This window comes from Curtobacterium sp. VKM Ac-1395, from assembly GCF_015350975.1.
Lineage (GTDB): Bacteria > Actinomycetota > Actinomycetes > Actinomycetales > Microbacteriaceae > Curtobacterium.
Map to the genome: position 1 here is coordinate 113,244 of NZ_JADKRX010000003.1, position 13,229 is coordinate 126,472.

The 13,229-nt window shown below is 73.2% G+C and carries 16 protein-coding genes; 3 read left to right on the top strand and 13 right to left on the bottom strand.

The genetic code is table 11. The features are described from left to right. Positions 1-2: 2 nt before the first annotated feature. The 13 genes from ITJ68_RS09050 to aztB form a co-directional block, all read right to left on the bottom strand. Entirely contained in the window at positions 3-779 is a 777-nt protein-coding gene (locus ITJ68_RS09050) for a flagellar biosynthetic protein FliR (protein WP_194660956.1), read from the bottom strand. Next, positions 779-1,054: a flagellar biosynthesis protein FliQ gene (gene fliQ, locus ITJ68_RS09055; RefSeq protein ID WP_194660957.1), complete on the bottom strand. Its 276-nt coding sequence runs from the start codon at positions 1,052-1,054 to the stop codon at positions 779-781. Before fliQ ends, ITJ68_RS09050 begins: the two co-directional genes overlap by 1 nt. After that, positions 1,054-1,875 carry a flagellar type III secretion system pore protein FliP gene (fliP, locus tag ITJ68_RS09060; RefSeq protein ID WP_194660958.1) on the bottom strand — a complete coding sequence of 274 codons (822 nt, stop codon included), beginning with the start codon at positions 1,873-1,875 and terminating at the stop codon, positions 1,054-1,056. Before fliP ends, fliQ begins: the two co-directional genes overlap by 1 nt. Further along, the gene (locus tag ITJ68_RS09065; RefSeq protein WP_194660959.1) at positions 1,872-2,486 is read right to left on the bottom strand and encodes a FliO/MopB family protein; all 615 of its coding nucleotides are present in this window, start codon (positions 2,484-2,486) and stop codon (positions 1,872-1,874) included. The genes fliP and ITJ68_RS09065 overlap by 4 nt, the downstream gene beginning before the upstream one ends. A 5-nt stretch (positions 2,487-2,491) precedes the next feature. Beyond that, positions 2,492-3,205, bottom strand: a complete 714-nt coding sequence (gene fliN, locus ITJ68_RS09070; RefSeq protein WP_194660960.1) for a flagellar motor switch protein FliN — start codon at positions 3,203-3,205, stop codon at positions 2,492-2,494. Then, positions 3,202-4,080, bottom strand: coding sequence for a flagellar motor switch protein FliM (locus ITJ68_RS09075; protein WP_194660961.1), 879 nt, complete (start codon positions 4,078-4,080; stop codon positions 3,202-3,204). The genes fliN and ITJ68_RS09075 overlap by 4 nt, the downstream gene beginning before the upstream one ends. A gap of 67 nt (positions 4,081-4,147) precedes the next feature. Further along, positions 4,148-5,182 carry an OmpA/MotB family protein gene (locus tag ITJ68_RS09080; RefSeq protein WP_194660962.1) on the bottom strand — a complete coding sequence of 345 codons (1,035 nt, stop codon included), beginning with the start codon at positions 5,180-5,182 and terminating at the stop codon, positions 4,148-4,150. 2 nt (positions 5,183-5,184) lie between these two features. After that, positions 5,185-6,003 (bottom strand): motility protein A, encoded by an 819-nt coding sequence (locus tag ITJ68_RS09085; RefSeq protein WP_194660963.1) that lies wholly within the window; start codon positions 6,001-6,003, stop codon positions 5,185-5,187. A gap of 1 nt (position 6,004) precedes the next feature. After that, positions 6,005-6,307 carry a flagellar FlbD family protein gene (locus ITJ68_RS09090; RefSeq protein ID WP_194625765.1) on the bottom strand — a complete coding sequence of 101 codons (303 nt, stop codon included), beginning with the start codon at positions 6,305-6,307 and terminating at the stop codon, positions 6,005-6,007. A gap of 183 nt (positions 6,308-6,490) precedes the next feature. Further along, positions 6,491-7,732, bottom strand: coding sequence for a hypothetical protein (locus ITJ68_RS09095; protein WP_194660964.1), 1,242 nt, complete (start codon positions 7,730-7,732; stop codon positions 6,491-6,493). 26 nt (positions 7,733-7,758) lie between these two features. Continuing rightward, a complete protein-coding gene (gene aztC / locus ITJ68_RS09100) occupies positions 7,759-8,688 on the bottom strand; it encodes a zinc ABC transporter substrate-binding protein AztC (protein WP_194660965.1) in 930 nt (309 codons plus the stop codon). Continuing rightward, a complete protein-coding gene (locus ITJ68_RS09105) occupies positions 8,685-9,905 on the bottom strand; it encodes an ABC transporter (RefSeq protein ID WP_194660966.1) in 1,221 nt (406 codons plus the stop codon). The genes aztC and ITJ68_RS09105 overlap by 4 nt, the downstream gene beginning before the upstream one ends. Beyond that, positions 9,836-10,735 (bottom strand): zinc ABC transporter permease AztB, encoded by a 900-nt coding sequence (gene aztB / locus ITJ68_RS09110; RefSeq protein ID WP_194660967.1) that lies wholly within the window; start codon positions 10,733-10,735, stop codon positions 9,836-9,838. Before aztB ends, ITJ68_RS09105 begins: the two co-directional genes overlap by 70 nt. Positions 10,736-10,785: 50 nt before the next feature. Between aztB and ITJ68_RS09115 the strand changes: the two genes are divergently transcribed. The 3 genes from ITJ68_RS09115 (at position 10,786) to ITJ68_RS09125 (ending at position 13,164) form a co-directional block, all read left to right on the top strand. After that, positions 10,786-11,415 carry an ATP-binding cassette domain-containing protein gene (locus tag ITJ68_RS09115; protein WP_323743263.1) on the top strand — a complete coding sequence of 210 codons (630 nt, stop codon included), beginning with the start codon at positions 10,786-10,788 and terminating at the stop codon, positions 11,413-11,415. Between the two features lie 229 nt (positions 11,416-11,644). Continuing rightward, positions 11,645-12,487: a DUF4397 domain-containing protein gene (locus ITJ68_RS09120; protein ID WP_194660968.1), complete on the top strand. Its 843-nt coding sequence runs from the start codon at positions 11,645-11,647 to the stop codon at positions 12,485-12,487. Between the two features lie 2 nt (positions 12,488-12,489). Next, positions 12,490-13,164, top strand: a complete 675-nt coding sequence (locus tag ITJ68_RS09125) for a class F sortase (protein WP_194660969.1) — start codon at positions 12,490-12,492, stop codon at positions 13,162-13,164. Positions 13,165-13,229: the final 65 nt, after the last annotated feature.

Here is a 13,229-nt window from a genome sequence, read left to right on the forward strand (position 1 = left end):
GCTCACCCCCTCCCGGTGATCGCCTGCACGGCATCACCCGTCAGGCTGGACACCACGGACGGCAGCGCCATGAAGAGCGCCCCGGCGAAGATGACGGTCAGGCCGATCTTGATCGGGAAGCCCATCTGGAAGGCGTTGAGCGCGGGGGCGACGCGGGTGAGCAGGCCGAGGCCGACGTCGGCGAGGAACAGCACGACGACGAGCGGGCCGGCGATCTGCAGCGTCGCGAGGAACATCTGCGACAGTGCGGCGACGAGGAGCCCGGCGACGCCGCCGAACGCCATCGTGCCGACGTGCCCGGTGCCGTCGACCAGGGGCACCGCGTCGAACGAGCGGACGATGCCGGCGACGATGAGCTGGTACCCACCGCTGGCGAAGAGCAATGCGAGCGCCGCCATCTGGAACAGGCGCGTGAACTGCGCACCGTTCACCTGCGACTGCGGGTCGTACGCCTGCGCGAGCGTGAAGCCGCCGAACAGGTCGATGAGGGCACCGGCCGACTGCACGGCGGAGAACACCAGGTACACCAGGAACCCGAGGACGAGTCCGACGCCGAGCTGCGTGACGAGCGCGACGAGGAAGGCGCCGGTGTCGAGCGAGGTGTACCCGGCGGTGACGCGCGGGGCGACCCCGACGGCGAGCCCGAGCGCCAGGATGAGCTTCGCCGTGGCGGGGAACGCCTTGTACGAGAACGGCGGGGCGATCATGAAGAACGCGATGAGCCGGACGCCGGCGAGCATGGTGCCCTCGAGCCCGTCGAAGTCGATCGCGAGCTCCATCAGGCGGCCCCGAGCAGCTTCGGGATCTGGTCGAACGCGAAGTGCGTGAACCCGATCATCTCGGAGATCATCCAGTTGCCACAGACGACCAGCGCGACGGCGACCGCGAGGGCCTTCGGCACGAACGACAGCGTCACCTCCTGGATCTGGGTGACGGACTGGAAGAGCGAGATCGCGAAGCCCACGACGAGCGACGTGACGAGCACGGGCGCCGCGAGCTTGCCGGCGACGACGAGTGCCTGGAGGACGAGGTCGATGACCGCCTGCTGGTCCATCAGTGCACCACCTGGTAGCTCTCGATGAGCGACTTGATGATGAGCCCCCACCCGTCGACGAGCACGAACAGCAGCACCTTGAACGGCAGCGAGATCATCACCGGCGGGAGCATCATCATGCCCATCGACATCAGGGCCGCGGACACGACGAGGTCGATCACGAGGAACGGGATGAAGATGACGAACCCGATGATGAACGCGCTGCGGAGCTCGGAGATGATGAACGCCGGGATCACGGTGGTCATCGGCACGTCGGCGAGCGTCTTCGGGTTGTCGAGGCCGGCGGCGCGGGTGATGAGCGCCACGTCCTCCTCACGCGTCTGGTGCAGCATGAAGGTGCGGAGCGGCTTCGTGCCGATGTCGACGGCCTGCTGGAAGTCGAGGTGTCCGGCGAGGTAGGGCTGCAGCGCGTCGTCGTTGATGTGCCCGATCACCGGGGCCATCACGAACAGCGACAGGAACAGGGCGAGGCCGGCGATGACCTGGTTCGGCGGGATCGACTGCAGGCCGAGCGCGTTCCTGGTCATGGCGAGGACGACGAAGATCTTCGTGAACGACGTCGTCATCAGCATCAGCGCCGGGGCGACGCTCAGCAGCGTGATGCCGATCAGCGTGACGACGGCGGACGAGGGCGCCCCGTCCGGGCCGTTCACGTTCACCGAGAAGCCGCCGCCGGTGGGGGCGGTGGGCGTCGCGGGAGCGGTGGGCTCGACGACGCCGGCCGCGTGGGCGCCGGTCGCGGTGAGCATCAGGAACCCGGCCACCACCGCCACGCCGAGGATCGCGAGCAGGACGAGCCTGGCACCGCGCGCCGCGGTCACCCGGCCCGCCGGGAGCGCAGCGCGGCGGCGGCCTGCCGCCAGGTGTCGGCGGACAGGAGCGAGCCCTGCAGCTGCGCGGACGTGGGGACGACGGTGCGCTGGGGGCGACGGTCGCGGTTGCGCGGACGCATCGGGAGCGGCTCGGCGACGGCGGGAACCGGGGCCACGGCCACGGCCACGGCCTGGAGGCTCGGCACGGCCCCGTCCTGCAGCGCGAGTTCCTGACGGAACGCCTCCGCCGACGGTGACGGGGTCGCCATCGGGACCGCAGTCGGGGCCGAGGTCGCGGCCTGGGTCGCGCGGACGGGCAGCTGGACCGGTCCGGTGACGATGGTGAGCTCGGGCGCGGGGGCCTCGCCGCTCGTGAGCAGGCTCACGCCGTGCTCGGTCACGCCGAGGACGAGGCGCTCGCCCTCCACGTCGACGACGACCACGCTGGCCTTGCCGCCGATGCCGGTGCGGCCGACGACCTCGATCGCGGCGGACCGACGACCCCTGGCCTTCGCCCGGCCGAACTGCCCCTTCGCCATGCGGCGGTGCAGCACCCACATCAGGGCGAGCACGACGCCGAGCGAGAGCGCGACGCGGAGGGTGATGACGAGGGTGTCCACGCGGGTCAGACCGTCTCGGCGACGTCGAGGATCTTGGTGATGCGGACGGCGTAGTCCTGGTCGACGACGACGACCTCGCCGTGGGCGATGAGGCGGCCGTTCAGCAGCACGTCGGCGGGGGCACCGGCGGAACGGTCGAGCTCGACGACGGCGCCGGGCTCCATGCCGAGCACGTCGCGGACGGACATCCGGGTGCGGCCGATCTCGACCGTCAGGGTCATCTCGACGTTGTTGATTCGACCGAGGTTCCCGCTGGGGATCCCGAGCGCGGGCGCCTGGGTGGTGGCACCGAGGACGCCGTTCTCGCGGATGCGCACGGCGAACCAGCCACCGGGCACGCCGCCGGCGGTGAGCTCGAACACGACGGTGTCGGCGTCGGCGAAGAGCGACGCGGCGGACTCGCGGCGGGCCTCGCCGAGGACGCCCACGCCGAGGACGGACGCGGCGGCCTCGAGCGACGGACGGAGCACGTCGGTGACGTCGACCAGGCCGTGGTCGGTGCCGCCGGCGGCGGTGATCCCGTCGAGGTCGGTGAGGACCAGCGCGAGGTCCGCGGAGAGCCCGCCGACGAACGAGGCGACCACGCCGTCGACCGCGGCCTGCATGCCGGCGGGGGTCGAGCCTCCCGGCAGGATCGACGCGTGCAGCGGGACCGTCGTCGGGAGCTGACCGACGAGTGCCTCGGCGGCGCCGGTGTGGAGGGTGGTGGTGGCGGTCATGCGGGCTGCTCCGATGTGGTGGTGACGACGATGCCGGCGAGGCGCGAGCCGTTCGCGCCGACGGCGGCGGTGCCGACGGGCTCGCCGTCGACCGCGATGGTGAGGGGACGGTGCTGCGGGTGGGGCAGCGGCAGGACGTCGCCGACGGCGAGCCGCAGCACCTGCGACGGCAGCACGGTGGCGGGTGCGAAGTGCAGGGCGACGCCGACGGGGACGCTGGCGAGCTGCACGTCGAGGAGCGCTCGGGCGTCGGCGGGCGTCACGGTCGCCGCGGCCTCGCCGAGCTGCGGCAGGACGGCCTCGGCGGGCAGGGCCAGCGTGCCGGGGGCGATGCGCTCCCCCACGCGGATGTCGAACGAGGCGACGATCATCAGGTCGCCCTTCTGCGCGGCCTGGGCGAACTGACTGTTGTACTGGAAGCCGCTCACGCCGATGTCCTGCGCGAGCAGGCCGCCGAACGAGTACCGGAGGTCGTCGAGGGCGTCCTCGACGAGCTTGCGGACCAGGGCCTGCTCGATGGGCGTGAAGGTGCGGTCCGGGGTGGGCAGCGGGCGCGAGGCGCCGAGCGCGTGCGACACCCAGGTCAGGGCGGCGTCGAGCGGGACCTGCAGCACGCCCTTCGGGGCCGTGTCGACGATCGGCAGCAGTGCCATGCCCGTCAGTGCGGGCAGGGACGCGGCGTACTCGTCGTACGTCATCATCTGGACCTGCTCGCACGTGACCTGGCTCACGACGCGGACCTTCGCGGTCAGCTGCGTGCCCCACTGTCGGGCGAAGGTCTCGAAGGCGAGCTCGAGGACCCGGGCGTGCTCGCGGGCGAGCGTCGAGGGGCGCGCGAAGTCGTACACCTCGGGTGCGGGCAGGGTCTCGGTCACGGAGGCGTCTATCGGCCGCCTGAGTGTCCTCCGTCAGTGCTGTACCCCGTAGTGGGGCGGTGGGCGGTCAGTGCCCGGCATCGCTCCCGGGGTCGCCGTGGGTGTCGGCTGCGGCGGTGTCCTTGGTCGTCGTCGCCTTCTCCGTCGTGGTCGTGGTGGCGGCGGCGCTGCCGCCGGTCCCGCGGGCGTGGTCCTGCGCCGCGGCCAGTGCCGGCATCAGGGAGCTGACGTCCTGGTCCTGGTTCGACAGCACCACGATGTCGACCCGGCGGTTCAGGGCGAGGTCCGCGTCGGTCTCCCCCGTCGCCAGGGGACGGCTCGACCCGAACCCGACGCTCTGCACGTGGTCGCCCGGCATCCCGCCGCGCTCGACGAGGTCGCGCAGCACCCCGGTGGCCCGGGCCGAGCTGAGCTCCCAGTTGGTGGCGTACGGGGCGGTCGAGTTCCGCTGGTCGGCGTGGCCCTCGATGCTGACGTCGTGCCCGGCGGTCTTCAGCACCGGAGCGATGGCGTCCATGATCGTCTTGGCCTGGCCGGAGAGGTCCGCGCTGTTCGTGCCGAAGTACGTCTCGCTGCCGACCAGGCGGACGATGAGCCCGCGGGCGTCGACGGTGAACGTGACGTTGGCGGTCTGCCCGGCCTTCTGCAGGTTGCCCGTGATGGCCTTCTGGATGGCCTTGAGGTCGTCGAGCTCCTGCTCCGCCGCGGCGAGGTCCTTCTTCGTCGCGGTGACCGGCACGACGGTCGACGCGGGGTCGACGTTCGTGTCCTTCGCCCCGGACGCGGCCGTCGAGTGGTCCGCCTGGGCCTTGTCCGTGGAGTAGCCGGAGCCGTCCTCGACCTGGTCCTTCGTCACGACGGTGCCGCTGGCGGTGTCGACCTTCTGCGACTTCACCTCGCCGAAGCCCGTCGCCAGGGAGTTCTTCAGCGCGATGTACTTCTCCTGGTCGACCGTGGACATCGCGAAGAGCACCAGGAACATGCACATCAGCACGGTGATCATGTCCATGTAGGACGCCATCCACCGCTCGTCGGGATGCTCGGCGTCGTCGTGCCCGCCCTTCTTCCGGCCACGACCGCGGCCGCGGGGGTTCGCGCTCATCGTCAGGCCGCCAGCTGCTGGTCGTCGGCCGTCGCGCCCTTGGCCGCCTTGCCCTTGCCGCCGGTGTCGTTGCGGGCGGCGGGTGGGACCATGGCCTTCAGGCGCTCCCCGAGCAGGCGGGGCTGACTGCCGGCCTGCACCGCGAGCAGCCCCTCCATCAGGAGCGTCTGACGGTCGGACTCGAGCTGCGCGAGCTTGCGGAGCTTGCCGCCGATCGGCAGCCACATGAAGTTGGCGGTGAGCAGGCCCCACAGCGTCGCCACGAAGGCGCTCGCGATGAGGGGGCCGAGCTCGTCCGGCTTGCCGAGGTTGGCGAGCACGTGGGTCAGCGACACGACGGTGCCGATGATGCCGACGGTCGGGGCGAACCCGCCGAGGCCCATGAAGAACGAGCTCGCGCTGCGCATCGGTGCGGCGTTCGACTCGATCTCGTCCTCGAGCAGGATCCGGAGCTCGTCGCCGTCGGTGCCGTCGGCGATGTTCTGCAGCGCCTTCTTCATGAACGGGTCGTCGTGCTTCTCGGCCTCCTGCTCCAGGGCGAGCAGGCCGTTCGAGCGGGCGACCTCGGCCAGGCCGACGACGTCCTCGATCACGGACGCCGGCGGGGTGACCTTGCCGGTGAAGGCCTTGGGCGCGGCCTTGAAGCTCGCGATGGCGTCCTTGAGCGTGGTGCTCGCGACCCCGGCGCCGATGGTGGCACCGAACACGAGCAGGATCGGCGCGGGGAGGAACAGTCCGCCCAGTTCGACGTGCTCCATCTCGATCATGCCGAAGAGGGCGCCGAAGGCGAGGAGGATGCCGACGATCGTCGCGATGTCCATGTCAGCGACCCCCGTCCTGCGTCCGGGCTGCTGCGTGCAGGGCGGGCGCTGCGTGCAGGGCGGCGACGGGAGCGAGCGTCGGCTGCGGCCCGGTGACGGTGCGCGGCTCGGTGCCGTAGGCCATGGTGACGATGCGGGCGCGGTACGCGGCGATCCGCTCGATGACCTCGGCCATCGACTCGCGGACGATGTACTTCGCGCCGTCGACCATGATGAGGGTCGTGTCCGGCGTCTCCTGGATGCGCTCCACGAGGTCGGGGTTGACAGCGAAGCCGCTGCCGTTGAGTCGTGTGACGACGATCATGGGGTCCGTCCCTGGGGTGTCTCACCTGCCACCGTCCGTGGGGCAGGTCGTCCGACCACCCGTCCGTGGGTGGTCAGTGCGCTCTATCGGCCGTCGGCGTGTCCCCGTTAGTGACGACATGACGGGAGGCTCATGGCGGGGTCGCCACGAGCCTCCCGTCCGGTCCGGGTCACCTGACCAGCGTCAGCTGACCGCGATCTCGTTGGGGACGCCGGGCAGGCGGTCGCTGGAGGCGACCACGTCGCCGGAGGCGAGGTCCACCGCGTGCACGGTGCGCTCCGCAGGGTCGGTGACGTAGGCGGTCCCGCCGACCACCTTCAGCGCCGGGTGGGCGTCCTGCCACTCGGCCGGGCCCTCCCACGCGTCGATGACGTCGATGGTGCCGACGGGCTTGCCGGTCTCCTCGTCGAAGCGGTGCAGGGCGCCGTCGGAGCCGAGGACGAGGGCCTCGTCGTCGAGCCCGCGTGCGAGGCCCCGGAACGTGAAGCCGACACCGTCGGGCAGGTCGGCGACGCGGTGATCGTCACGCGCGGCGTCGACGAGCGCGACCTGGTCGAGCAGGTAGCCCTCGCTGTCCGGGTCGTCGTTGTAGTCGCCCACGGCGATGCTCGACGTGTCGGTGGTGAAGAGGTTGCCCGTGCGGCCGTACGGGGTCGGGGCGTCGATCTTGGTGAACGTGCCGTCCTGGTACACGAGCGCGCCGTCCGTGCAGCCGAAGACGGCGACGTCGCCGCGGACGGCCCCCTCGCCGTGCACGTCGGGGCAGACCTCGGAGCGGGCGGTCTCGGTGCCGTCGGCGTCGAGGGCGCGGACGCCGGAGCGGGACTCCTCGGTGCCGATGGTGGTCAGGAGCGTGCCGTCCTCGAGCTCGATCGCGACGCCGTGGTGGGCCGCCTCGGACTCGGTCGTGTCGACGTCCGGCAGCTCCCCGTCCGCGACGCTCGCGGCCAGGTCGGCGTGGTCGAAGGACGTCACGTCGCCGCTGCCGTCCGCGAAGAGCGCGGTGCGGTCGCCGTGCACGACCGCGTGCCCGCCGGTGTCGGCGGGGAAGGTGAGGTCGGTCAGGGTCGGCTCGCCGGTGGTGCCGGCCGCGGTGTCGAGCACGCGGAAGCCCTCGGGCACGGTGACGAGCACGTGGCGGTCGTCCCCGGCGGGGTTGACGCGGGTGAAGCCGTCGACCGGCTCGTCCCCGACGACGCGGAGGTCCTGGTCGAGGACGAGCAGGCCGCCGTCGTACGTCAGCGTGATGCGGGGGCCGGTGTCGGTGCGGCTGTCGGCGCCGCTGTCGGCGGTGGCGGATGGGCTGCCGGTCGCGGTGTCGCGGTCGGCGGTGTCGCGCGCGGCGGTGTCGCTCGCGCAGCCGGTGAGGAGGAGGGCGGTCGCGCCGAGCAGGACTGCGGGCGCGAGGATCGTTCGTCTGGTCATGGACAACACTGTATTGATTCTCATTCTCATTTGCGAACCGACAGGCCAGTGACGATGTCCTCGGTGTTCGACCGCATCATCTCGAGGTAGGTGGCGGCGCCCTCGCCCGGGGGCGAGAGGGACTCGGTGGCGAGGGCGGTGACGTCGACGTGGACGTCGGCCTCCTGCGCGAGGACCTCGGCGAGGCGTGCGGGCTGCGAGGCGTCGACGAAGACCGTCCGCACCCCGGCCTCCTCGATCGCGGTGATGAGGTCGCGCAGGTCGGCGGCGCTCGGCGAGGCCAGCGTCGTGCCGCTCGGGATCACGGCGCCGACGACCCGGAAGTCGAACCGGTCGGCGAGGTACCCGAACACGTGGTGGTTCGTCACGAGGGCCCGGCGGTCCTCGGGCAGCGCGGCGAACGCGGTCGTCATGTCGTCGTCGAGGGCGTCGAGCTCGGCGCCGTACGCCCGGAGTCCGATGTCGAGCGCGGCGTCGTCGATGCCGTCGACCTCGTGGAGCTCCGCGCCGAGTGCGTCGACGACGTCCGCCATCCGGGCCGGGTCGGTCCAGAGGTGCGGGTCGACGCCGTGGTCGTCCTCGGTGGACCACTCCAGCGGTTCGATCGCGTCCCCGGCGGTGAACACGGGCACGCCGTCGGCCGCGGCGGCAGCGACGTGCCGGGCGACGCCCTCCTCGAGGCCGATGCCGTTCTCCACGACGAGGTCGGCGCGACGGAGTTCGGCGGCCTCGCGGGCGGAGACCTCGAACGAATGCGGGTCGGCTCCGGGTGGCATGAGCACCATGACCTCGGCCTGCTCCCCCACGACCTGCTGCACGACGTCGCCGAGGACGTTCGTCGTCACCGCGACCAGGGGGCGGTCATCCGCGCCGGGGCTGCTGCACCCCGAGGCGCCCAGCACGAGCGTCACGGCGGTACCGACCGCCACCACCACCACCACCGCGCCGCGCCTCATCGCCCGACCTCGGCCATCACGTCGGGGCGGACGGGCACCGCGATCGAGCGGGCCAGGCGCGCGTCGTCGGCGAAGTCCACCTCGTGCACCACCCGGTCGCCCGGGTCCGCCAGGTACGCCCGTTGGGCGTCGACCTGCAGCGCGGGGACGGAGCCCGCCGGCACGAGCGGTTCGGTCGTCACGGCGGTCCGGTCCGTCCCGCTCAGCACCCGCACGCGGCCGTCGGCGTCGAGTGCCACGACGTGCTCGTCGGTGTCGTCCACAGCGGTGACGGCGACGAGGGGGCGGTCCGTGGGGACGTGCTCCCAGGTGCGCTCTCGGGTGTCGAGGAGCCAGGCGCCGGTGTCCCCGGCGAGGGCCGCGACCGTCGGGCGACCGGTGCGGTTCGCGAACGCCGTGGCCCGCGGCAGGTCGGCGGGAGCGGCGAGGTGCTCGGCGGTGGGGGTGGCGTCCTCACCGGGCGCGTCCTCGGCCGTCACCAGGACCGCGCCGTCCGCACAGCCGACGACGGCGCCGACCCGGGTGACGATGCCACCGGCGGGGTCCGTGCACGCGGCGGCGACCCCGGTCGGCTTCCCCTGCGCGTCGAGCACCACCACCCGGTCACGCTCGGCGTCACCGGCGACGAGCAGGTCCCCGAGGGGCAGGAGCGCGGCGGCGTCGACCCGCACGGTCGTCGTGACCTCCCCCTGCCCGAGTGCGGCCCGGTCGAGGGCGACCGCGGTGCCGGCGTCCGGCCAGGACACCGTCGTGGTGGACTCGGACGACGCCACGGCCACCGGTCCCCCACCCGGCAGTGTGCCGACCGTCCGCGCGGTGGCGTCGTAGTGGTGGGTGTGGTCCCCGTGGTCGACCGTCCATGCGCCACCGTCGACGATCGTCGTCCGGTCGGTGCCGCTCGTGACGAGGAACCGCCCGTCGGTGGCCGCGTGCTCGGGGGCGTCGACGGCGTCGAGGTCGGTGGCGTCGCCGGCGAGCAGGTCGTGCAGGGCGAGCGCGCCCGTGTCGTCCGCGACGAGCAGGCGGAGCTGGGGCTCGGCGGCCTCGGAGGCGCCCTCGACGAAGCCGTGGGGTCTCCCGGAGGACCCAGCATCGTCGGACGACGCAGCGGAGCCGGGTGGGCCGGCGGACCCGCCCGTGCAGGCGGTCAGGCCGAGCGTGACGGCTGCGGCGAGGCCGAGGCCGAGTGCGGTGCGGTGGTGCGGTGCGTGGAGCATGGTTCCTTCCGGGTGGTGCGGACGTGGACGAGTCGGAGCGTGTGGGACAGGGCGACGACGGTGACCGCGACGGCGGCGATGCTCGCACCCGCTGCGGTGCCGAGGTGCCACGAGACGAGCAGCCCGGCGAGCACCGCCGCCGAGCCGAGGACCGCGCCGAGGGCCATCGTCGCGAGCAGCCCGCCGGTCCAGGCCCGTGCGGCGGCGGCCGGCGCCAGGAGCAGCCCGACGACGAGCAGCGTGCCGACGGCCCGGTAGGACGCGACGACGGCGAGCGTCACGAGGGCGACCAGGACGACCTCGGCCAGTCGTGGACGCAGTCCGAGGGTGGTCGCCTTGCGGGGGTCGAACGCCGCCGCGGTGAAGGGCCGGTGGAACACCACCGCGACGAGCAGCGCCACGACGGTCGCGACCGCCAGCGTGCCGAGGTCGACCGGGGTGACGGCGAGCACGTCCCCGAAGAGGATCGCCGTCACGTCGGTGGCGAAGGACCGTGAGCCGGAGACGATGATCACCCCGAGCGCGAGCATGCCGACGAAGAGCAGCCCGATCGCGGTGTCGTACGACAGGCCGCTCCGCCGCCGGAGGACCCCGACGCCGAGCACCATCGCCCCGGCACTGACCGCGGCGCCGAGCACGGCGGGTGCCCCGGTCAGCGTTGCGAGGGCGACACCAGGGAGCATGCCGTGCGCCAGCGCCTCGCCGAGGAACGCCATCCCGCGCACGAGGACCCACGTCCCGACGACGGCGCAGAGGACCGCCGCGAGCACCCCCGCCGCCAGGGCTCGGAGCATGAAGTCGACGGAGAACGGGTCGGTCAGCCAGGTCACGGTCCCGAACGCTACATGAAAATGGTTCCCGTTACTGTTAACCTCCACAGGTGCCGCCCCAGCCCGTCCGCCTCCGTTCCGTGACCGTCCGCCGCGGCCAGCGCACCGTGCTCCACCGCACCGACGCCGTCTTCGAACCCGGCTCCGTCACCGTCGTCGCCGGCGCGAACGGCTCCGGCAAGTCCACACTCCTCGAGGCCGTCGCCGGCACCCTCCCCACGACCGAGGGCAGCGTCACCGGAGCAGGACCACGCCGGGTCGCCCACGTCGCCCAGTCGGTCTCGACCCCCGGGCCACCCCTCACCGTGCACGCCGCCGTCGCCATGGGCCGGTGGGGCGCCCTCCCCTGGTGGCGTCCCCTCCGCGCCGCCGACCGCGCACTCGTCGACGACCAGCTCCAGCGCCTCGACCTCCTCGACCTCGCCACCCGCCCCCTCGCCGAGCTCTCGGGCGGCCAACGCCAGCGCACCCTCGTCGCGATGGGCCTCGCCCAGCGCGCCCCCGTGCTCCTCGTCGACGAGCCCACCGCCGGCGTCGACGCCCACTCGCTCCACCTGGTGCTCGCTGCGCTCGCCGCCGAGGCCGCCCGCGGCGCCGTCGTCGTGCACGCGGCGCACGACCCCGGGGCGCTCGCCGCAGCCGACCGCGTGCTCACCCTGCGCGACGGCGCCCTGCGCTGACGCACCGCCCGCGCCGAGGGAGCAGGAATGGTCGCCTCCGCCGGGGCGACCCGACGATTCGTGCGCACCGGATGGCGGACGGGAGGGTCGTGGCGGGGCCGCCACGAGCCTCCAGTCCGGCAGTTCCCGGGTGGGTGCATCCGGACGGGCCCTCCGGACGGTAGTGGAGGTGAGCGTCGATGACGACGCCCACCCGACCCGGCCCAGAGGGCCGACCTGGAGGCACACCATGCGCAAGAACCTCGTGACCGGCATCGGCGCCGGCGCACTGCTCGCGGCGTTCGCGATCGCGGTCCCCGCGACCGCGGCGACCGCAGCACCCGGCGACGCCACGCTGAGCGTCCTGCACGCCGTCCCCGACACCACGGTCGACGTCTGGCTCGACGGCGCCCGGGCGATCGACGACTTCACGCCCGGCACGATGGCCGGACCGATGTCCGTCGCCGCCGGGGCGCACACGCTCGCGATCACGGCGAGTGACGCGACCGACGACTCGAAGCCCATCATCGGCCCGGCCGACGTGTCGTTCGCCGCCGGCAGCAACTCGACCGCGGTGGCGCACCTGAAGGCCGACGGCACCCCGACGGCGACCGTCTTCAGGAACGACACCTCCGCGGTCCCCGCCGGGCAGGGTCGTCTCGTCGTGCGGCACGTCGCAGCCGCACCCGCGGTCGACGTCCTCGCGGGCGGGAAGGCCGTCGTGTCGAACCTGTCGAACCCGGACGAGCAGGCGCTCGTGCTCCCGGCCGGCACCGTGTCCGCCACGGTCGCGGCGACCGGGACGACCGCTCCGGTGATCGGCCCGGCCGACGTCGCCGTCGCCGCGGGTGCCGACACCATCGTGTACGCGTGGGGCAGCCTGGAGGACGACAACCTGATGCTCGCCACGCAGACGATCAGCGACCTCGGCGGTGACCCGAACGGCGTGCCGGCCGGGAACGCCGGACTCGTCGCGACGAACGGCACGGAGACCACCCCGCTCGTGATCGGCGGCAGCGCCGTCGTCCTCGCCGGGCTGGCGCTCCTGGTCCTCCGACGTCGCGTGAGCGCCGTCCGAGCCGCACGGCGCTGACCGTGCACCACCGGGTCGGGGCGGCGACGGCGGTCCCCCTCGCCGCCGCCGTCGCCCTGGCCTGCCTGACCGGGTGCTCGTCGGCGGACCGTGTCCCCGGCGGGCGCTCGCTCTCGGGGGACGGTGCGTGGTCGTCAGCGGCCGCCGCGCCGACACCGGCACCGGCACCGTCGGCGTTCTCCACCGCCGTGCCCCTGCGCGACGCGGCGCTCCCCGACGAGGTGCCGGTCGTGGTCGCCCCCGTGCGCGTCGCCGTCCCGGCCCTCGGCATCGACCAGGCCGTCCAGCCCGAGGGCGTCGACCCCACCGGCGCGATGGCACTCCCCGCGGACCCGGCAGTTGCCGGCTGGTGGCGGTTCGGCTCGACCCCGTCCTCCGCGGCCGGCTCCACCGTCCTCGCCGCGCACGTGGACGCGGTCGGGTACGGCATCGGCCCGTTCGCGCACCTGGTCGACGTACCCGTCGGCACGCAGGTCACCGTCACCAGCGAGGACGGCACCGCGACGCGGTACGCCGTCGCGACGGTCGACCTGCTCGCGAAGACCGGCGTCCCCTGGGCGAGCGTGTTCGACCACGACGGACCTCGGCGTCTCGTGCTCGTCACCTGCGGCGGCACGTTCGACACCACCACGCACCACTACCGCAGCAACCTCGTCGTCACCGCGACACCGCTGTGACCGATCCCCGACTCCCCACCGCCACCCGGCCCCGCGCCCTACGATCAGGGCAGGGGTCCCGAGCG